Below are 19992 nucleotides of genomic sequence, written 5' to 3'. Positions count from 1 at the left end.
GGGGCTTTTCGGATTCATATCAACCGTCACCGATATGAGCAATGTAGCAAGTAAGTGTGTTTTAATGCGGCGGCTTGGGTCGAGTAATCCGCTTTATTGAAGAGGCACGATCTTCATCAACACGTTAATAAAATTCCAGCATCCTTACTGGTTATTCTTCCCTAGGCACTGAGGTCGGTACTGCCCATTAATTACATCAAGCTTTATGCTTAATGTGTTGGGTTATCCTGTTTTGATACGAACGATTATTACTTAGTTTAATCAAGCGATCAACACTTAAATGATAATTATTATCAAAAACATCAGAATCAATCGTTTACAGTTCATAATAAGTTGATTAACGTAAGGTAAAAGATACTTTAGGCTAAATATACATGTTGAAAAAAATAGTAAATTTAAAAACAGGGCTATTGTTAGCTTTCATCCTATTATTGGGTGGCTGTTCGGCAAGTTTTACTTACAACAATATAGGCTGGCTGTCAGGTTTTTGGATTGACGACTATGTCGACCTAGATAAACAACAAACTAAAACGATAAAGCGATTAGTAAAGGAGACTCGTGATTGGCACCGAAAAACGCAGTTACCCTTGTATAAGACCGATCTCGTCCATTTACAGCAATTATTAGCTGAGTCACCTTCGCAAGCTGAGCTGATCACGCATTTTACCAATTCAAAAGGTCATTGGCAGATATTAGTTAACAAAATTGCACAACCACTCATTGATGTCGCAATGACACTTGACCCTGAGCAACGTCAGTACTTTATTGAGGCAATTAAGGAGCAGATGGAAGAAGAGCTACACGAGTTTTCTGACCAAACAGCTAAAGAAAGAAAAGCTGAGCGTCTTGAGGAGCAGCTGCAAAGGTATAAGGACTGGCTAGGTAAACTATCAACTGAACAAGTTAGTTTAATTACTGAGGCTAATGAGCAACACATATCTACATTTATAATGTGGCAACAATACAAACAAATACGGCTAAATGCGTTAGCTGATACATTTTCTGGCCCTTTACTCTCAGAAAACCAGTTTACAGAAAATATGATGCATATTATTACCCAGCGTCACGCTTTTATGAGCGATGCATTGAAGCAAGCTGATAAACAAAATTTAGCACTTTATGCCACATTACTGATTGACTTGAGAGCTACGTTAAGCACAAAGCAAATTGAAAAAGCAAATAAGAAATTTAATGAAATGATAGAACAAATAGATGACTTAATTGCTGGTTAACTGCAACACTATTAAATGTTAATTGGATTTTAGCTAACAGAGTGAGCTGAAAAGTAATACGAGATCCTCATTTTTATTGGTTTATTCAGCTATTTCCCCTTGAGATATGGTTAATTCAGTTTACACTTAAGTTAATAATTAAAATATTAAGTTTTTTGATGGATATTACAGCTTTAAACGGTACTCAGGTACTTAGAACAAAAGTTTTAAAGTGGATGTGCTTGTGTTTAGCTAGTTTGTCTGCTGTATTTACATATTTTAATATATTTATTAATGACTTTATTGTATTAGGCGTACTTGAAGCCGCGTTTTCTGTGTATTGTTTTAGTGTGTTTGTACTTATCTCAAGAACTAAACTTAAATTATGGCAGCCACTCAGTATTTGCGCATGTGTTAGTTTACTTGTTGTGTTAGGCAGTTATCTTTCGAAGATGAGCCATGCATTATTTGTTTGGATGCTTGCTTTGCCTGTTTTATATTATTTATTACTAGGTACTCTTTGGGGGGTTGTTTTATCTGCCGCTTTATTATTATCAGAAGGTATTGCCCTTTGGGCTAAGAATGATATCTCGCCTTTTTTAACGCTCAATTTATCTTTAAACCTTTCTTTAAGTTATGTCGCTATTTGGGTTGTCGCACATGTATTTGAAAATAGCCGAGAAAACTCTTACAAACGATTACAAAATTTAGCATTACTAGATCCCTTAACGGGTGTAGGTAATCGCCTTGCAATGAATCAATATTTTGAAATCGAATTACAAAATAAACTTGGCTTATTTGCAATGATCCTTGATCTGGATTTTTTTAAACAAGTTAATGATAAATACGGTCATGCAGTGGGTGATAGGGTATTAGTTGCAGTTACACAACTGCTTAATGATAATTTGCCGCAGGGAAAAGTGTTTCGAATTGGTGGAGAAGAATTTGCTATTTTTTCTCCATCGACAACGAGTGAGTATGCACAAAACTACGCACAGCAAATACGCCGTAGCTTAGAGGCTCACGAGTTTTTAATCGAAGGGTACTCTATTTCTATCACAATTAGTATTGGCGTAGTAAAATATCAACCGGGCGATTCCCTAAAACAGACAATAAAAGCAGCGGATAAACAGCTATATCAAGCAAAGCGCAATGGCAGAAATCAAGTTATGATGGATACCCTAGATGGTGAGACACAATTAGAAAGTGTGTGCTAACGGCCTGAGTATAGTTTATCAAAATTTGGAATGTTTTTTTCCCAGAGTGGCGTATCCTTACCTAGATATTCTCTTATAGCATCAAAGAAAAGCCGTGTTCTTACTGGTAAGTCGCGGTGCGGATAAACCGCATACATAGCACTGTAATGAGCGAGATTTACATCTGTTAGTAATGGCACTAAGCGTCCTGATTTTATTTCGTCTCCAATAATAAACGCGGGGGCAAGTACATATGCTGTGCCTGACAGCGTTTTTTCAACTAACACTTCCGCATCGTTTGCTCTAAAGACACTTTTTATTTTTTGCTCTTGGGTTTCACCTTTATGGTCAATATAGCGTATTCCATCTACTCGCAATGATGAACTATAATAGCTTGCAGCAGGCAAATCGGCTAAATCTTCAATAGTTTTTGGCATGCCATAGGTATTGATAAACTCCGGTGCAGCTAATAGTAACAGCCTGTTACGAGCAATTTTACGTGCTATAAGCGATGAGTCTTTTGGCTCGCCAACACGAAAAGCCAAATCAAACCCTTCGGATACTAAATCAACTAATTTGTCATCGAGTCTGAGCTCTACTTCGACTTGTGGGAAGCGCTTTTGAAAATCATTAATTACTGGCTGTAAGTAGCGCCTACCAATAATGGTCGATGAGGTAATTTTAAGTACACCTCGTGGCTCTTGATGATAGTTTTCTGCTAAACGAATGGTCTCGCCTAGCAACTCTCTGAGATCGGCTGCTTTTTTTACCATTTCGGCACCTGCTGCCGTTAACGAGAATGAACGCGTAGTTCGGTTTAGTAAGCGTACTCCCAAATCATCTTCTAAGCGGCTTATTTGTTTTGAAATAACTGAACGGTCTATATTGCGGGTTTCTGCCGCTTTGGCAAATGAGCCTCGTTCGACAACCTCTAACAACATTAATAAACGACTTGTGGTATCCATAATATGCTCAATTAAATTCAATTGATGCCATATTGGCATTAATGAATTTAAAAATCTATGCTTTTTGTCCGCATGTTACTTCCGTAGTATTAAAAATATATACAAAAGGAGCGTCGACATGAACAAACACTTAATCGCCACTGCAATTTTAGCAGCATCAGCCACCTTGGTTGGTTGTGCTGAAGAGCCTGCTCAACAAGCATCGCAACAATACTTACAACCTATTGATGTAGCGCCTGTTATTACGAAACCTGTGCAGAGTTGGCATACATATACCACCCGTCTAGAAGCCCCCGAAGAGGTTTCTTTAATGCCGCGTGTAGCGGGTGTTATCGAAAAAATCACTTTCAATGAAGGTGATTCAGTAAAGCAGGGTGATTTATTATTTGAATTAGATGCACGCCCGTTTGCTGCGGTAGTTGCAAGCTTAGAGGCGCAAGTAGCCAGTGCTCAGGCTGCATTAGAACAAGCGCAAAGTGAAGCGAATAGAGCTGAGCGATTAACTCAGCGTAAAGCGATTTCAACTGAGCAAGCTGAGTCACGTACTTCGACTTTACATCAGCGTAAAGCACAGCTAGCGGCTTATGAAGCACAATTAACATCAGCTAAATTAGATTTAGAGTTTACCCAAATACGCTCACCTATTGACGGTATTGTGTCTCGCGCCAATATTACCAAAGGCAATAACGTACTTGCTGGTCAATCCGTTTTAACCTCAATCGTATCGAATAAAACAATGTACGCGTATTTCGATGTAGATGAACGTACTTGGAATAATGCATTCAGTGAGGTAACGAGCTCTGATAAGCAGCAGGTTGTAATGCAAAGGGTTGGTCAAAAGGCATTTGAACACACGGGATATATTGATTTTATTGATAACCAAATCAATGTTGCGACCGGTACTCTTCGTGTTCGCGCACGTTTTGATGAGCAAAAATCACCACTTCGTGCAGGTTCATTTGCGCGTATTAAGTTGGCTGCAAACGAAGTACAAGAACACATTATTGTTCCTGATAGAGCGATTGGCACTGATTTGAAAAATCGTTTTGTATTAACTGTCGGCGAGAACGATGTTTTAGAATATAAGTTAGTGACTGTTGGTGAGCGTTATGGCCGCTTTAGAGTTATTACTTCAGGGTTGTCTGGCTCTGATGTTATTGCTGTGAATGGACCTGCTCGAGTCGGTCCGGGTATGCCAATTGCGCCAAAAAATGTCGAGTTGGATACTTCGGGTATTGCGTTTACTTTAAAACCAACAGCTTCGCCTGTATTAATGGCTAGGAAGTAGGATAAACAATGAAATTTTCACATTTTTTTATTCAACGGCCTATATTTGCAGCCATGTTGTCGCTAGTGATTTTAATCGCAGGGGCAATTTCTCTATTCCAATTACCGGTTAGCGAGTACCCAGAGGTAGTGCCACCGACTGTAGTCGTAACGGCGAATTACCCTGGTGCAAATCCAACGGTAATTGCACAAACCGTTGCAACGCCGCTTGAGCAAGAGATAAATGGGACAGAAAACATGTTGTATATGTTTTCTCAAGCCACCAGTGATGGCCGAATGACGCTCACGGTTACTTTTGCACTGGGTACTGATTTAGACCGCGCGCAAGTACAAGTACAAAACCGAGTAAACAGTGCACTGCCTCGTTTACCGGAAGAAGTACAACGTTTAGGTGTGGTGGCTGAAAAGTCATCGCCAGATCTGACCATGGTTGTTCACTTATATTCACCTGAGAAAACACACGACACAGCGTATTTATCTAACTATGCAGATCTATATATTAAAGACCAAATTGCCCGTCTAGCAGGCGTTGGTGATGTTAAACTGTTTGGGGGTGGTCAATACTCTATGCGTGTGTGGTTAAACCCTGATGCATTAGCCGCACGAGAATTGACCGCAATGGATGTAGTTACAGCACTGCGCTCACAAAATCAACAGGTCGCGGCGGGAAGTTTAGGCGCACAACCTGCTTCTACAGATAGCCAATTTCAAGTATTGTTGAACGTTAAAGGCCGTTTAAATAGTATTGAAGAGTTTGAACAAGTCATTATTAAAGTGGGTGAGCAGGGGCAGTTAACCCGTTTAAGTGATGTCGCGCGCTTGGATTTAGGCCAAAACACCTATTCATTGCGTGCAGAGCTTGATAACCAACCCGCATTAGCTATGCCAATATTTCAACGTCCTGGTTCGAACGCGATTGAGCTTTCAGACCAAGTGCGTGAGACTATGGCTCGCTTGTCTAAAGATTTTCCATCAGGGGTAGAATACGACATCGTTTACGATCCTACCGTGTTTGTGCGTGGTTCCATTGATGCCGTTATTACGACTTTACTTGAAGCGGTTGCGTTAGTTGTTATTGTCGTGGTGCTGTTCTTACAAACTTGGCGAGCTTCAATAATCCCGTTAATTGCGGTGCCAGTGTCTTTAATTGGTACGTTTGCGGTGATGCAATGGCTAGGCGTGTCTATTAATACCTTATCTTTATTTGGTTTGGTATTGGCTATAGGTATTGTAGTTGATGATGCCATAGTTGTGGTTGAAAATGTTGAGCGTAACATTGAGCAAGGCTTATCTCCGCTCGAGGCGACACGTGTTGCAATGACAGAAGTAACCGGGCCAATTATTGCTATTGCATTGGTATTATGTGCTGTGTTTATTCCAACTGCGTTTATTAGTGGCTTATCGGGTCAATTTTATAAACAGTTTGCGTTAACGATTACTATTTCAACCGTGATTTCAGCTTTTAACTCATTAACGCTGTCTCCAGCTTTATCGGCATTACTACTAAAAAGTCATGATGCAAAGCCTGATGCATTAACGCGTTTATTAAACCGTTTATTTGGTCGCTGGTTATTTAAGCCATTTAACCGCGTATTTGATAAAGGTGCTAACGGCTATCAAAAATTAGTACAAAAGTTAATGCGTATGAGCGTTATCGTCATGGTTGCATATGTTGCTCTATTAGGCGGTACGATTAAGTTGTTTGATGCCGTACCAGGCGGTTTTATTCCAGCGCAAGATAAACAGTATCTTGTTTCAATTGCTCAGCTACCTGGTGCAGCAAGCCTTGATCGTACTCAAGAGGTGGTAAAGCAAATGCAAGAAATAGCACTGCAAGTGCCAGGCGTTGCCAATACTGTTGCATTCCCGGGACTTTCGGTTAATGGTTTTACTAACAGCCCGAATAGCGCAATTGTATTCACACCCCTTGAAGCATTTAGTGAACGCACTGATCCGAGTCAATCTGCGATGGCTATTGCCGCGCAACTTAATAAGCGTTTTACTGCCATAGATGAAGCATTTGTTGCTGTATTTCCGCCACCACCCATTCAAGGACTCGGCACTACCGGTGGGTTTAAATTGCAAATAGAGGATCGTGGAAATAAGGGATTTGAAGCATTATTTAATAGCCTGCAAGCAGTTATCGGTAAAGCGCAACAAGATCCTGCGCTAATGGGCTTGTACTCAAGTTTTAGAATTCAAGTACCACAAATGGATATTGATATCGACCGTGAGCAAGCGCTTATACAAGGTATCCCATTAGACGAAGTATTTAACGCACTACAAGTTTATTTAGGTTCTATGTATGTAAATGATTTTAATCTATTTGGTCGAACGTATCAGGTTAATGCACAAGCCGATGCTGATTATAGATTAGACCCTGAACAGATTTTAAACCTTAAAGTACGTAATAACTTAGGAAAAATGGTACCGCTTGGCTCTGTATTAACGGCTACACCAACAACAGGGCCAGACAGAGTAATGCATTACAATGGTTACCCAAGCGCCGAACTTAACGGCAGTCCTGCTCCAGGCTATAGCTCTGATCAAGCACAATACGCTATTGAAGCTATTTTAGCCGACACCTTACCGACAGGAATAGAATATGAATGGACTGAGGTGACATTCCAGCAGATTTTAGCGGGTAATACTATGGTGTATGTTTTTCCTCTCGTCGTATTATTAGTATTTATGGTTCTTGCTGCAACTTATGAGAGTTTACGTTTACCGTTAGCAATTATTTTAATAGTGCCAATGACGATTTTTTCAGCATTAATGGGAGTGTGGTTAGTGGGTGATGATAATAATATTTTCACTCAAATAGCATTGATTGTATTGGTCGCTCTTGCATCGAAAAACGCTATCTTAATGGTTGAGTTTGCCAGAGACAAAACGAAGCAAAATATGAGTCATTTTGATGCCATATTAGAGGCATGCCGTATGCGGTTGCGCCCAATATTAATGACATCAATAGCATTTACCGCTGGGGTTATCCCATTAGTTTTAGCCACAGGGGCGGGAGCTGAAATGCGCCATGCTATGGGTAACGCTGTTTTCTCAGGAATGATAGGGGTGACGGTATTTGGTTTATTATTTACACCTGTATTTTATATTTTGGTGACTAAAACCCGTAAAGATCGACCACAGGAGCAAATTAATGAGTAAATTAACGTTAACCGCTGTTGTAATCGCGGGTCTGTTAAGCGGTTGCGCCAGTAAAATTGATGAGCAACAATACCAAGCAGACTTGCAGTCATTTGTAGAGCAAACGCAAATTGCAACGCAATTACAAGGCACTGATGAGCTTACGTGGTGGCAGCAATTAGAGTCAGCGCAATTAAATGAACTAGTCGTTAAAGCGCGTGCTAGAAATCATAATTTAAAAACTAGCAAACTACAGTTACAAAGCGCGTTAGCCCGTTTGGGGGCGCAACGGGCTGCGTATTTACCCCAAGGTGATGTGAGTATTGATGCATCACGTACGAGCCTAGGCAACGTGCAATCACGCCAATCACAAGCTGGCGTTAACCTTGACTGGCAGCTTGATTTATTTGGTAAAGTGACGGCATTGGTTGATGGCGCGAATGCAGGCGCTATGAGCCAAGCTGAACAAGTGAGAGCATTACAAATTGAGGTTGTATCATCGGTTGTTAAAGGCTTTGTTAGTTACCAAGGTAATTTACAAAAACAGCAAATCATTAATCTGCAAATAGAAGCACTAACGCAAAGTATTGATGTGCTAAAAGCGAGAGTGGAAGAGGGGGTTGCCAGTGAACTTGATTTAAATCGTACTTTAGCACAGCTTAAGCAGCAACAATCTCTAATACCTGAGATTGAATATGCTCGCTTTCGTGATTTAGCTACATTGGCTTTGTTAACAGGTCAATTACCTGATGATTTATCATTAGGCGATGAACGCAGCTTATTTTCGCGCGATTTTACAGTGAGTTTAGCAAGCCCAAGTGATGCAATTGCGTTACGCCCAGATATTAGTCGTGCTCTATTTGAGTTCAGTCAAGCGAATTCATTTAGTGTTGCTGCCAGTAAAGCATTATTGCCAGATATAAGCCTTACAGCTTTTGCTGGCGTTATTAGTTTAGGCAGTAATCATCTCTCTGATACACAGCAACAATGGCAGGTTTCACCCCAAATACAGTGGTCGTTATTGAGCTATCCTGCATTATTAGCCCAGCGTGATGCCCAGCAATATTTAACGCAAGCTGCTTATAGCCAATATCAACAAGTAGTATTAAATGCGATGAGTGAAAGTGAACTATCACTGCAGCTTTTAGTCAAACAAAATGAGCAGAACCGCTATGCCAAAGAGCGCTTTAGCTATGCTAATAATGCATTCTTACAAGCGCAAGCTATGTATCAAGAAGGGCAAATACCTTACTTAGAGTTGTTAGATGCGCGGCAGGATGTTTTAATAGCACAAGAAAATGCAGTTGACTCAACGATTTCATCATTACTTGCTAAGGTTGATACTTATCAAGTCTTTAATGGACGTTGGAGCTATGCGTTAGTTAATTAAGTAAAGTTGAGTTTTTAATGCCACATACTGATATTTTATCAACAATCCCAGCCTCAATGAGGGCAATTGTACTACAAGAACCTAATGAGCAGATAACGCTATCTGAGCTCGAGTTACCTGTGCCTGAAGTCACGGGAAATGAGCTGCTTATAAAAGTAGAGTATGTGGGGTTAAATCCAGTTGATGCACAGTTTGCAAAACAAGGTTTTTGTAAGTGGCAATACCCACATACTTTAGGTTTAGATGCCGTGGGTGTAGTCGTAAAAGCTGATAAAGGTGTATTCCCCTGTGTGGGGGCGCGGGTTATGTTTCATGGCAACGTGGGAGAGCAGGGAGTTTTGTCACAGTATGTGAAAGTCCCTAACTTTGCAGTGTCGGTTATTCCTGATGAGGTTAAATTAAGTCATGCAGCCACACTCCCTTGTGCTGGTATGTCAGCGTTAGTTGCACTTGATAAACTACAGATTAGTGAAGGTGATTCAATTCTAATTGAAGCGGGCGGCGGTGCTGTTGGGCAATTTGCGATCCAATTTGCAAAACAGCGCGGGGCTACCGTGTTTACGACAGCAAGCAAACGTAATCACAAACTGGTTAAGCAGCTTGGTGCAGATATGGTGTTTGATTACAACGATAACAAGCTGGTTGATAAAATACGTCGAGAGCTAGGGCCGCAAGGCTTTGATGCGGTGCTTGATTCAATTGGTGGTGACACCACGATTCGCAACGTCGAATTAATGCGCTTTTGTGGTCGCATAGCCTGTTTAAATCCATTGCCTAAGTTTGAACAAGAGTTAATGTATCGTCGCGCACCTAATATTGGCATTGTCTCGCTTGGCGGTGCGTGGTTGGCTAACAGTTTATGCGCACAACAAAGAATGAGCTTTATGGGTAATTTATTACTTGAGAATATTGTCAATAACTCTTTGACCATCCCTGATATCATTGCTGTTGATTTTGATGCGAAGAGTGTCTCTGCGGCGCTTAATAAACAGCTTCAAGGTGGCTTTACAGGTAAGCAAATAGTACAAATTAGCTAACCCTCCAAGTGCTTAAATAAACCTCGCAATGCCGAGGTTTTTTTGTTCTAAAGAAGTGATATTATGATTATTACGAAATCTCAACGTTTAATAATTCGTTCTGGGCGGCTAACCGATGCTGAATTTATTTTAACGCTACTTAATCAGCCTAGTTTTTATGAAAACATTAGTGATAAAGGTATTCACACCATAGAGCAGGCGAGCCACTATATTCAAACCGCATTTATTGATGCTCAACAAAAACAAGGGTTTGGGCCTTACGTGGTAATGCTTGAAAATGGTACTGCAATTGGTATGGTTGGTTTATTTAAACGTGGCTATTTGAATGTGCCTGATATAGGTTATGCATTTTTAGCACAATTTACAGGTAATGGTTATGCAACTGAAGCTTGTAATGCATTGATTAATTTAATGAAGAAAAAATTTCCAACACTTGCTGCGATAACAGCTACAGAAAACCTAGCGTCTCAAAGTGTACTTAAAAAACTATTATTCACAAAACTAAGCGATGTTATTACAACGAAAGATAAACAACCCGTTAGTATGTTTATCAAGACGTTGTAATTCTCAACTCTTTTAAACTTCAAGACTACTTAATTACTCTTGTTGTTAATCGCTTTTAATTGTTCGGCAACCCCTAAATTGACTGTTTCCCATGTTTTTTCTAACGTGGCGACAAGCCCTTCATAATCATCATCAATTAACGGTGTGATTTCACTAAAATAATGTATTTCTTTTAACGCCCTGCCTGTCTCAAACTCAGTGTGGTACAAACGCCATAGCCCTGAGATATCAGCATTACCATATTCATCGCCATTAAAATGGTGAATTTCATATTCGATTTCATAAAAGCTTTGTTGATCTGTATCGGTGATCACGGGCAAGCCTTTTACTACCATCCAGTTTGTCAGCTCAGTAAATAAGGTTTGATGTGCACTGGCCGTTAACATGATATCTGGTGCTTCACTCCACAAATGATAATTAGCCGCAGAGATTTGGTTATTGTCTAGCTTCATTGCGATACCACGATTATTAAGTGCGCCACGCAAAGTGACTGTATTTATACGTAGCTGTGCTTGAGTATGTGTGCTGGTACGCGCCATTGGTTGAATAGTTTGTTCAAATTGATAGTACTCAACGGGCGCATTTAACGATTGGCTACAACCTGCTACTAATGCAAACCCTACAATACTCAGTGCTTTTGCTAAAAATGAAATTTGCATTATTGTTTCCTCGGTGTTGGATCAGCAGGTAACGACTTATCAAATATAAACATATTAGGTTGCTCGTTAAGGCCACGGGTAAGAGGTTGTAACTCTTCGCTTAAGCGTTTAAATTCAGATAACGTTTGTTGTAACTGATGATGAAATTGAGAGCCTTGTTGATAGCTTGCCATGGTTTTTTCAAACTGTTTCATGGTGACATCAAACTGTTGCATACTTTTAGTCATTTCAGCAAAATTACGATTTATATCGCCTGGTAAATCTTGTGTATCTTTTTTATTCAGCAATTCACGCATTTCATTCGCTAGCGCTTGATAATCATTGAAAGTTGACTCGATTTGAGCAAGGCTATCCTCAATTTTCAGATTGTTAACCTTATTAAGTACATCTGAAACCTGATCCGCAAGGACCGTAATACCACTGGAAATACTTGGGAATACTTGGTATTGCGACACCATTGTTAGTTGCGCTTCAGGCGCATCCTGATAGATATCAAAATCAACGTACACCGCACCTGTTAGTAAGTTGCCAGGCTTGAGTGATGCACGTAGACCGTTTTTAATCCAACCATCAACGCTTTTTTTCCAAAATTCACGTGCTTGATCGCTGTTATGGTAAATCCTGCCATATTCTATTTTAACAAGTACAGGAACAGCCGTATTATCTGTTTTAAAGTGAGCAGGAACGCCATCAATCATTACATTTGATGGAGCCTCTACAACTGTTCCGACTCGCATGCCTCTGTACTCTACTGGCGCGCCTGGGCGTAAACCGCGAATTGATTGTTCAAATTCTATTAAATAATAATCAAAATCATAAAATCGTTCTTCTAATGCATGTTTATAGCTTTTGCTCAAAGAGAAGCCATGACCATCTTTGGCAAGATCACCAGGGGCTTGTTGTTCTGGCAAACCAACCGAAATCCCTCCTTTTAGCAATTTACTCAAAGATCCTGTATTAACATTAATACCATCGGCAGATAGGTCTATTTCAACACCTGCATTGACCCAAAAAATAGAGTTGACTGTGATAAGGTTCTGATATGGTTCATTGATGAAAATCCCGTATTTCATAGCTTGATTTTTCCAATCAAACGTAGCAGTCTCAACTTGACCTATCTTATAGTTTTTAAAATAGATACTGGTACTTACATCAAGTACCTCAGCGTTATAACTAAGTAAAGTAAAGCGTCCACCTTTGACGTCTTTAGCTATCAGTGCGGGCTCATCTTGGAGCGTAAATCTTTCTTTGGTTTTTTTACTTTCACCTGGGGAAAATTCTAAATAGACTCCGGATAAAAGTGTACTCATGCCACTAATACCTGTTTCGTCAATCCGCGGCTTAACAACCCAAATATTAGCATCTTCAGTAAGCAAATTATCGTAGTGCTTATCAATTTGTGCACGTGCAATAACACTATTTTTATCATCAGACAGACGAACATGATCAACCTGACCAATCTTCACACTGCGTACTTTAATTTCGGTCTTACCAGCAATAATGCCTTCGGCATGAGGCATTGAAATAAAAATGGTTGCCCCTTTATTCGCTTGATATTGATAAAGCATCCAAGCACCAACAAGTAACGCGATCACAGGTATTATCCAGATAGCGGATATTGTAGGTTCTTTTTCTACTGTTGCAGTTTCACTCATGGGTAATCTCTAATTACTATTTTGTTCGTTGTTAGGTGAGTCCCACAAAAGTCGTGGGTCAAACGCATGGGCAGCCATCATTTGGCTAAGCACCATAGCGGTAAAAAATATGGTGCCTACACCAGGGGTCACTGACATCAGATTACCAAGTTGTACTAAGGCTACTAAAATAGCAACAACAAATACATCAATCATAGACCATTTACCAATAAATTCAGTTAATTGGTAAACCTTAGTATACCTTTTAGTTTGACTATTTACTGGGTGCCTGACGATATAACACAGAAAGCTCAATACTAATGCTTTCGCTAATGGCACGACGACACTTGCTAGAAATATAATCATAGCAATAGGGTATGAACCAGCTTTCCATAGCACAATGACGCCGCCAATGAGGGTAGATGGAGATTGGTCGCCTAAACTCGTTGTATACATAATTGGAAATAAATTGGCGGGTATATAACAAACGACTGAAGTGATAAGCCATGCCGTGGCCTTTTGAATGCTATGGGGGTTACGTACATGGGTTTTAGTATGGCAACGTGAGCAATACTTATCGTTACATAGCTGGTGGCAAACATGACAGGCGCTGATGTTATTATCGATAGCTCTATGGCTATGCTCTGCTTCATCGATAGCTGCAACTGGCTTTACTTGATCCCATAAACGAGCACGATTTAAATGGGCTAGCGCAGCAATATAAAAAATTACGAAGGCAATATAAGCCCAAAAGCTAACACCAAAATTTATATCTGCCATAGACATTATTTTGACCATACTCACGAGTACACCAATTAAAAATATCTCTGACATGATCCAAGGCTCAAGCGCTAACGTAAATTTAAGTAATCGTTTTGCTATACCATAAGGTAAGACTTTTAAAATACCTAGATGCAGTGGTATTAAGAGAGTGAGCAATGTCATCGGTAACCCGATGATACTGATATCTATAAATAGGCCAAGTAAATCACTATCGTAATTAAATAAAATTCTGGCAGCATCAGGTAAAGTAATTGTTTGAGTTATTCCGCTGCTACTAAATGAAATAAAGGGATAGAACATACTACTTAATAGCATTAAAAGAGCGCTTAAGCACAAAGCAACAATTCTAGCATCGTAGTTTATATTTGCGGCACCGAGCTTACTATGGCAATGTGGACACACAGCCATTTGCTTTGCACCAACTTCAGGGATGTCGATAATTAGATCACAGTTAGGGCAAGCTGTTTGCAAATCAATAACCTAATAAAGTAAGAGAGTTATCAAAGTTTGCATCAAATAATGGCGAAATACAATTATATGATTTTTTATTGTTTTTCTAAGTTAAGGTATAAAATAATTTTGCAGCCGCAATGTAGATCACATCATATAATCCAAGGGTTCATTTTGAAGTACTTAATTTTTATCTTTATAACAGTAATAAGTCTAAACGCTTTTGGTTTGTCTGCACCGCAACCTAACAACCGTATAACAGTGGCTGTTAGCCCATCTTTACCACCTTATGTTTTTAGCCATGATGATACAGGTCTACAGTTAGAAATAATCAAATCTGCGTTTAAAAGCCAAGGTGTCACTGACTTAGATATTATATATATGACTAACAAACGTATAGAATATTCACTAGAGCAGCTTGAAGTGGATGTGGCAGTGAATTATGCTGGTACGCGAGTAAATGGCATTTACCCGAGCCAAAACCTGCTATTTTATCAAAATGTTGCGGTTAGTTTAGCGGTTAATGATTTCAAAATTAATTCGGTTTATGATCTATTAGGAAAAAGTGTACTCGCTTTTCAAAATGCTACGGCATTCATATCACCACCTTATGAGACTATAACTGCGAAACTAAATCATTATGAGGAAGTAGCGAATCAAGAAGCACAAGTTGACCACTTGATGAAAGAGTGGGTTGACGTTGTTGTATTAGAAAAACGGATCTTCTTATATTATTTGCAGCAATATCAGAAATCTCATGAAGTTAAAAAAGTGACAATTCACCCCGTTTTCGCCAAATCCCCTCGGCCAGCTTATTTTAACAACAAAGTATTACAGGAAAAATTTGATATGGGCCTGACCCATATCATTCAAAGTGGTGAATACCATGCAATTATGGAATTTGATGGCAGTGATTACGCTAAAATTACAAAGCCAAACTTAATCAAATAACGCAACAGTTTGTCGTGTTAGCGCAATAAGCTCACCCGATTGTGACCAAATGCAACCATCTTCCAAACCATACCCGTCTTTACAGTGATGGGTAATTGCTTCAAAACCAAGCCATTGCCCAGGTTCAATTGTTGGCTGTTGCACAAACTCTAAATACCAAGACATGCTGCTAGCGGGAGCTGGTTGCTTGAACATTTGTAAAAGCGTAGGCGGCCATGCATCTGTTAATGCAATTATATGCGCTTCATTTAATGCACTTGGCATTTGTTTTAACCTCATCCAACCACCCAAATGAGAAGTATCGGCACCAACAAATGGCATATCTCCTTGTAGTGGGCATAAATCTACATGCTGGAAAAACTCCGGCATCGCACCAGTTTGAAAAGGCAGTGTGTAACGAGGGTCAACTGGTTTTAGAGTCATTTTTTTACTGACAGGGACATGAATGCCTGAATCACGAGACTTAGCAAAGCAGGCTTGTACAATGACACTTACTTGCCCATTTTGTACAGCTTTTGCCAGCACTTGAGTACTGTTTTTACCTTCACGGAGTATTTCAATGTGTAAAGAAAAATCGGTATCAGCTAATAAGGGGCCAACAAAATTAGTGCTTAATGACAGTAAGCGACGTGAAGGCTCAATCTGTTGACGCATCGCTTGATACAGTAAAGAGGCTGATAAGCCACCAAATGCAGTGCGACCTTGGCACCAGGTTGCAGGAAACTGCATGATTGCGTTTTTTTGTTGTTCGGCTGACATTTTGCCTATTGAGGCCGCGCTATTTAGTAGTTCATCAAAATGCATGGTCATTCCTTATGTAAATAAATATGTGTTTGGTAGATTTATAGCACACTAAAACTCATCAGACCACTTGTGAAAAGTAACGCTTTTGCTGTAAAAAACACCAATCGATACTTTCAATAGGGTTATTTGCAAAAAAAATGACAAAAAAGTCATTTTTTTTTATTTTTACAGTTGAATTCAGTATCTGGCATCCCTATTAACTAGTCATCGAACGTAATAACGAATTTTGAAGTTGGAGAAGATTCATGGGTAGAATTATTGGAATTGACTTAGGTACTACTAACTCTTGTGTAGCAGTACTAGATGGCGATAAAGCACGCGTAATTGAAAATGCGGAAGGCGATCGCACAACACCATCGATCATTGCATACACGCAAGATGGTGAAACACTTGTTGGTCAACCTGCAAAACGTCAAGCAGTGACAAACCCAACTAACACATTATTTGCAATTAAGCGTTTAATTGGTCGTCGTTTTGAAGACGAAGAAGTACAACGCGATATTGGCATCATGCCTTTTCAAATCATCAAAGCAGATAATGGTGATGCATGGGTTGAAGCGGGTGGCGAAAAACGCGCTGCACCACAAATTTCAGCTGAAGTACTGAAAAAAATGAAAAAAACAGCAGAAGACTTCTTAGGTGAAGAAGTTACAGAAGCCGTTATCACAGTACCAGCGTATTTTAATGATTCACAACGTCAAGCAACTAAAGATGCTGGTCGTATTGCGGGTCTTGAAGTTAAACGTATCATCAATGAGCCTACTGCTGCTGCCCTTGCTTATGGCATGGACAAAAACAAAGGTGAAAACGTTGTTGCAGTATACGACTTAGGTGGTGGTACTTTCGATTTATCTATTATTGAAATTGATGAAGTTGAAGGCGAACACACATTTGAAGTACTTGCTACAAACGGTGACACTCACTTAGGTGGTGAAGATTTCGATAACCGTGTAATCAATTACTTGGTTGCAGAATTCAAGAAAGACCAAGGCTTAGACTTAAAAGCTGATCCACTTGCTATGCAACGTGTTAAAGAAGCAGCAGAAAAAGCTAAAATTGAATTATCATCTGCACAATCTACTGAAGTAAACCTTCCGTATGTAACTGCTGATGCAACAGGTCCTAAGCACATGAACGTGAAATTGACACGTGCTAAGCTTGAATCACTTGTTGAAGACTTAGTAATTAAGTCGATTGAACCACTAAAACGTGCACTAGCTGATGCAGACTTATCGGTTAGTGACATCAACGACATTATTCTTGTTGGTGGTCAAACACGTATGCCATTAGTACAAAAAACGGTAAGTGAGTTCTTTGGTAAAGAGCCACGTAAAGATGTTAACCCTGATGAAGCTGTTGCAGTAGGTGCGGCGATTCAAGGTGGTGTACTAGCAGGTGACGTTAAAGACGTACTATTACTCGATGTTTCTCCATTATCTCTAGGTATTGAGACAATGGGCTCTGTAATGACGGCGTTAATTGAGAAAAACACAACGATTCCTACTAAGAAATCTCAAACATTCTCAACAGCAGAAGATAACCAATCTGCGGTTACAATTCACGTACTACAAGGTGAGCGTAAACGTGCGAGCGATAACAAATCTCTAGGTCAATTTAACCTAGAAGGCATTCGTCCTGCACAACGTGGTACACCACAAATCGAAGTTACTTTCGATGTGGATGCGGATGGTATCTTACATGTATCGGCAAAAGATAAAGATACAGGTAAAGAACAAAAAATTACGATTCAAGCGTCTTCAGGTCTAAGTGACGAAGAAGTTGAAAAAATGGTTCGTGATGCAGAAGCTAACGCTGAAGAAGATAAAAAATTCGAAGAGCTTGTAGCGACTCGTAACCAAGCTGATGCAATGGTACACGGTACGCGTAAGCAAATCGAAGAAGCTGGCGATGCACTACCTAGTGAAGACAAAGAAGCAATTGAAGCGGCTGTTGTTGACCTAGAAGCAGCAATCAAGAGTGATAACAAAGAAGAGATTGAAGCGAAGACTCAAGCTCTTGCAGAAAAGTCACAGAAATTGATGGAAATCGCACAAGCTAAAGCACAACAAGCTAGCGGTGACGCTGGTGAGCAACCACAACAGTCAGCTAAGCAAGACGATGACGTTGTAGATGCAGAGTTCGAAGAAGTTAAAGACGACAAGTAATTGTTGCTGACGCTTCTCACTGACTTAAACACCATGATTAAACTGGGTGTTTAAGTTAGGATGAACGAATGAGGCGCGTAGGCTAAAGCTTAACGCGCCTTTTGCATGTTAAAACGTGCATAAAAAATTAAAACAATTCAATGGTAAATCGATATGATTTATCGGTTTATCCGCAGCAAAGCTGCAGTAGCAAAAGAGTAGTGTGATAGATATGTCAAAACGCGATTATTATGAAGTTCTTGGTGTGGCTAAAGATGCCAGCGAAAGAGACATTAAAAAAGCGTATAAACGCTTAGCGATGAAATATCATCCAGATCGTACCGCCGGTGATAAAGAGCTCGAAAATAAGTTCAAAGAAGTAAAAGAAGCTTATGAAATTTTAACCGATGATCAAAAGCGCCAAATGTATGACCAATATGGTCATGCGGCATTTGAACAAGGTGGCGGTGGTGGACATGGCGGCTTTGGTGGCGGTGGTCAGGGTGATTTTGGTGATATTTTTGGTGACGTGTTCGGTGACATCTTTGGCGGCGGTGGCGGTGGACGTCGTCAATCTCGTCAGCAACGAGGTGCAGATTTACGTTACAACATGGACCTAAGCTTAGAAGAAGCCGTTCGTGGTAAAGAAGTTGAAATTAAAGTGCCAACATGGGTGAGCTGCTCACCGTGTGATGGCAGTGGTGCTAAACCCGGTTCTAAACCAAAAACATGTACAACATGTCATGGCGCAGGCCAAGTTCAAATGCGTCAAGGTTTCTTTGCCGTACAACAAACTTGTCCGACCTGTCACGGTACAGGACAAATTATTTCTGATCCATGTAATAGCTGTCATGGTCAAGGCCGGGTTGAGAAAACAAAAACGTTATCAGTAAAAATACCAGCCGGTGTTGATACAGGTGACCGTATTCGTTTATCTGGCGAAGGTGAAGCGGGGGCTCATGGAGCACCAGCTGGTGATTTATATGTGCAAGTATCTGTACGTGAACATCCAATCTTTGTTCGTGAAGCCAATAACTTATACTGTGAAGTACCAATTGGCTTTACAACGGCTGCTTTAGGTGGCGAGATTGAAGTACCGACACTTGATGGCCGTGCAAAGTTAAAAATACCACCAGAGAGTCAAACGGGCAAAATGTTCCGCATGCGTGGTAAAGGCGTAAAATCTGTGCGCAGTGGTGCGGTTGGTGATTTAATTTGTAAAGTTGTGATTGAAACACCTGTAAATTTAAATGAACGTCAACGTGAGTTGCTTGAAGAGTTAGAGCAAAGCATGGGTAAAGATGGTTCTAAAAACCGCCCAAAAGAAAAAGGTTTCTTTGATGGCGTGAAAAAATTCTTTGATGATTTAACTAAGTAGTTATCAACGGATTAAATAAAAATGGCGCCAACTGGCGCCATTTTTTACTAAGTAAGCTTTAATGATCTGAATACATTCAGTGCCCTGTTTTATAAAGGTGTGAATGGTTAACTATCTAACACAACAAGATAATCCAAGCACTGACATAGAGTCGATTCACTTAAATAAACACCCTCTTGAGTGCGCTTACTTTGAAAACCAAGAGTTTGACATTTTTGCTGGCAGGATAAACTCTTTACCCAATGAGTGTATTCTTGGCACATAAAATTAATGGCAATAAAACCAAACAGGGCAATACTTGCGTATTTAAATAAAGTTGTGACAGAGATATTCTTCATTATTCACTCCTTAATCAGTGTATTGATACTTGAATTCAAGTATTAAGTGCAATCATT

The 19992-nt window shown here is 39.9% G+C and carries 16 protein-coding genes; 10 read left to right on the top strand and 6 right to left on the bottom strand.

Annotated features, from left to right (window positions below; translation table 11 throughout):
- The first annotated feature begins 374 nt into the window (after positions 1 to 374).
- Both B5G52_RS16260 and B5G52_RS16255 read left to right on the top strand, forming a co-directional pair.
- The gene (locus tag B5G52_RS16260) at positions 375 to 1232 is read left to right on the top strand and encodes a DUF6279 family lipoprotein (protein ID WP_087533701.1); all 858 of its coding nucleotides are present in this window, start codon (positions 375 to 377) and stop codon (positions 1230 to 1232) included.
- 158 nt (positions 1233 to 1390) lie between these two features.
- Entirely contained in the window at positions 1391 to 2428 is a 1038-nt protein-coding gene (locus B5G52_RS16255) for a GGDEF domain-containing protein (RefSeq protein ID WP_087533700.1), read from the top strand.
- On the opposite strand, the gene B5G52_RS16250 is transcribed toward B5G52_RS16255, so the two are convergent.
- Positions 2425 to 3372, bottom strand: a complete 948-nt coding sequence (locus B5G52_RS16250; RefSeq protein WP_087533703.1) for a LysR family transcriptional regulator — start codon at positions 3370 to 3372, stop codon at positions 2425 to 2427. The genes B5G52_RS16255 and B5G52_RS16250 overlap by 4 nt on opposite strands.
- A gap of 118 nt (positions 3373 to 3490) precedes the next feature.
- On the opposite strand from B5G52_RS16250, the gene B5G52_RS16245 reads away from it, so the two are divergent.
- From B5G52_RS16245 to B5G52_RS16225, 5 genes are all read left to right on the top strand, one after another.
- Positions 3491 to 4660 carry an efflux RND transporter periplasmic adaptor subunit gene (locus B5G52_RS16245; RefSeq protein WP_087533699.1) on the top strand — a complete coding sequence of 390 codons (1170 nt, stop codon included), beginning with the start codon at positions 3491 to 3493 and terminating at the stop codon, positions 4658 to 4660.
- Between the two features lie 8 nt (positions 4661 to 4668).
- Positions 4669 to 7824: an efflux RND transporter permease subunit gene (locus tag B5G52_RS16240; protein WP_087533698.1), complete on the top strand. Its 3156-nt coding sequence runs from the start codon at positions 4669 to 4671 to the stop codon at positions 7822 to 7824.
- Positions 7817 to 9193: a TolC family protein gene (locus tag B5G52_RS16235; RefSeq protein ID WP_087533697.1), complete on the top strand. Its 1377-nt coding sequence runs from the start codon at positions 7817 to 7819 to the stop codon at positions 9191 to 9193. Before B5G52_RS16240 ends, B5G52_RS16235 begins: the two co-directional genes overlap by 8 nt.
- A gap of 17 nt (positions 9194 to 9210) precedes the next feature.
- A complete protein-coding gene (locus tag B5G52_RS16230) occupies positions 9211 to 10230 on the top strand; it encodes a zinc-binding dehydrogenase (RefSeq protein WP_087533696.1) in 1020 nt (339 codons plus the stop codon).
- A 63-nt stretch (positions 10231 to 10293) separates the two neighbouring features.
- Positions 10294 to 10794: a GNAT family N-acetyltransferase gene (locus B5G52_RS16225; RefSeq protein ID WP_087533695.1), complete on the top strand. Its 501-nt coding sequence runs from the start codon at positions 10294 to 10296 to the stop codon at positions 10792 to 10794.
- A gap of 29 nt (positions 10795 to 10823) precedes the next feature.
- Here the strand turns inward: B5G52_RS16225 and B5G52_RS16220 are convergent, their stop codons facing one another.
- The 3 genes from B5G52_RS16220 to B5G52_RS16210 are packed head-to-tail and all read right to left on the bottom strand — an operon-like array spanning position 10824 to position 14341.
- Entirely contained in the window at positions 10824 to 11453 is a 630-nt protein-coding gene (locus B5G52_RS16220; protein ID WP_087533694.1) for a PqiC family protein, read from the bottom strand.
- Positions 11453 to 13108 (bottom strand): intermembrane transport protein PqiB, encoded by a 1656-nt coding sequence (pqiB, locus tag B5G52_RS16215; RefSeq protein ID WP_087533693.1) that lies wholly within the window; start codon positions 13106 to 13108, stop codon positions 11453 to 11455. The genes B5G52_RS16220 and pqiB overlap by 1 nt, the downstream gene beginning before the upstream one ends.
- Positions 13109 to 13117: 9 nt before the next feature.
- Positions 13118 to 14341, bottom strand: a complete 1224-nt coding sequence (locus tag B5G52_RS16210; protein WP_087533692.1) for a PqiA/YebS family transporter subunit — start codon at positions 14339 to 14341, stop codon at positions 13118 to 13120.
- Positions 14342 to 14494: 153 nt separating this feature from the next.
- Between B5G52_RS16210 and B5G52_RS16205 the strand changes: the two genes are divergently transcribed.
- A complete protein-coding gene (locus B5G52_RS16205) occupies positions 14495 to 15271 on the top strand; it encodes an ABC transporter substrate-binding protein (protein WP_176372568.1) in 777 nt (258 codons plus the stop codon).
- Here the strand turns inward: B5G52_RS16205 and B5G52_RS16200 are convergent.
- A complete protein-coding gene (locus B5G52_RS16200; protein ID WP_087533691.1) occupies positions 15260 to 16075 on the bottom strand; it encodes an acyl-CoA thioesterase II in 816 nt (271 codons plus the stop codon). The two genes, B5G52_RS16205 and B5G52_RS16200, sit on opposite strands and share 12 nt — an antisense overlap.
- A gap of 245 nt (positions 16076 to 16320) precedes the next feature.
- Between B5G52_RS16200 and dnaK the strand changes: the two genes are divergently transcribed.
- Together dnaK and dnaJ are read left to right on the top strand one after the other, a co-directional pair.
- The gene (gene dnaK / locus B5G52_RS16195; protein ID WP_087533690.1) at positions 16321 to 18240 is read left to right on the top strand and encodes a molecular chaperone DnaK; all 1920 of its coding nucleotides are present in this window, start codon (positions 16321 to 16323) and stop codon (positions 18238 to 18240) included.
- A 211-nt stretch (positions 18241 to 18451) separates the two neighbouring features.
- Positions 18452 to 19597, top strand: a complete 1146-nt coding sequence (gene dnaJ, locus B5G52_RS16190; RefSeq protein ID WP_087533689.1) for a molecular chaperone DnaJ — start codon at positions 18452 to 18454, stop codon at positions 19595 to 19597.
- Between the two features lie 107 nt (positions 19598 to 19704).
- Here dnaJ and B5G52_RS21925 read toward each other — a convergent pair whose 3' ends face one another.
- Entirely contained in the window at positions 19705 to 19935 is a 231-nt protein-coding gene (locus tag B5G52_RS21925; protein ID WP_140394341.1) for a hypothetical protein, read from the bottom strand.
- Between the last annotated feature and the right edge of the window lie 57 nt (positions 19936 to 19992).

The sequence above is a fragment of the Pseudoalteromonas sp. A601 genome (assembly GCF_002165575.1).
Lineage (GTDB): Bacteria > Pseudomonadota > Gammaproteobacteria > Enterobacterales > Alteromonadaceae > Pseudoalteromonas.
The sequence above is the reverse complement of the archived record's forward strand: the minus strand, read 5'-3'. Positions and strand labels throughout refer to the sequence as shown.

What these genes read in the sequence shown, in the direction of transcription:
- B5G52_RS16245 (WP_087533699.1), top strand. Translation starts at nt 3,491, where the DNA reads ATGAACAAACACTTAATCGCCACTGCAATTTTAGCAGCATCAGCCACC.
- B5G52_RS16200 (WP_087533691.1), bottom strand. Translation starts at nt 16,075, where the DNA reads ATGCATTTTGATGAACTACTAAATAGCGCGGCCTCAATAGGCAAAATG.
- B5G52_RS16225 (WP_087533695.1), top strand. Translation starts at nt 10,294, where the DNA reads ATGATTATTACGAAATCTCAACGTTTAATAATTCGTTCTGGGCGGCTA.
- B5G52_RS16250 (WP_087533703.1), bottom strand. Translation starts at nt 3,372, where the DNA reads ATGGATACCACAAGTCGTTTATTAATGTTGTTAGAGGTTGTCGAACGA.
- B5G52_RS16235 (WP_087533697.1), top strand. Translation starts at nt 7,817, where the DNA reads ATGAGTAAATTAACGTTAACCGCTGTTGTAATCGCGGGTCTGTTAAGC.
- dnaJ (WP_087533689.1), top strand. Translation starts at nt 18,452, where the DNA reads ATGTCAAAACGCGATTATTATGAAGTTCTTGGTGTGGCTAAAGATGCC.
- B5G52_RS21925 (WP_140394341.1), bottom strand. Translation starts at nt 19,935, where the DNA reads ATGAAGAATATCTCTGTCACAACTTTATTTAAATACGCAAGTATTGCC.
- dnaK (WP_087533690.1), top strand. Translation starts at nt 16,321, where the DNA reads ATGGGTAGAATTATTGGAATTGACTTAGGTACTACTAACTCTTGTGTA.
- pqiB (WP_087533693.1), bottom strand. Translation starts at nt 13,108, where the DNA reads ATGAGTGAAACTGCAACAGTAGAAAAAGAACCTACAATATCCGCTATC.
- B5G52_RS16230 (WP_087533696.1), top strand. Translation starts at nt 9,211, where the DNA reads ATGCCACATACTGATATTTTATCAACAATCCCAGCCTCAATGAGGGCA.
- B5G52_RS16240 (WP_087533698.1), top strand. Translation starts at nt 4,669, where the DNA reads ATGAAATTTTCACATTTTTTTATTCAACGGCCTATATTTGCAGCCATG.
- B5G52_RS16220 (WP_087533694.1), bottom strand. Translation starts at nt 11,453, where the DNA reads ATGCAAATTTCATTTTTAGCAAAAGCACTGAGTATTGTAGGGTTTGCA.
- B5G52_RS16255 (WP_087533700.1), top strand. Translation starts at nt 1,391, where the DNA reads ATGGATATTACAGCTTTAAACGGTACTCAGGTACTTAGAACAAAAGTT.
- B5G52_RS16260 (WP_087533701.1), top strand. Translation starts at nt 375, where the DNA reads ATGTTGAAAAAAATAGTAAATTTAAAAACAGGGCTATTGTTAGCTTTC.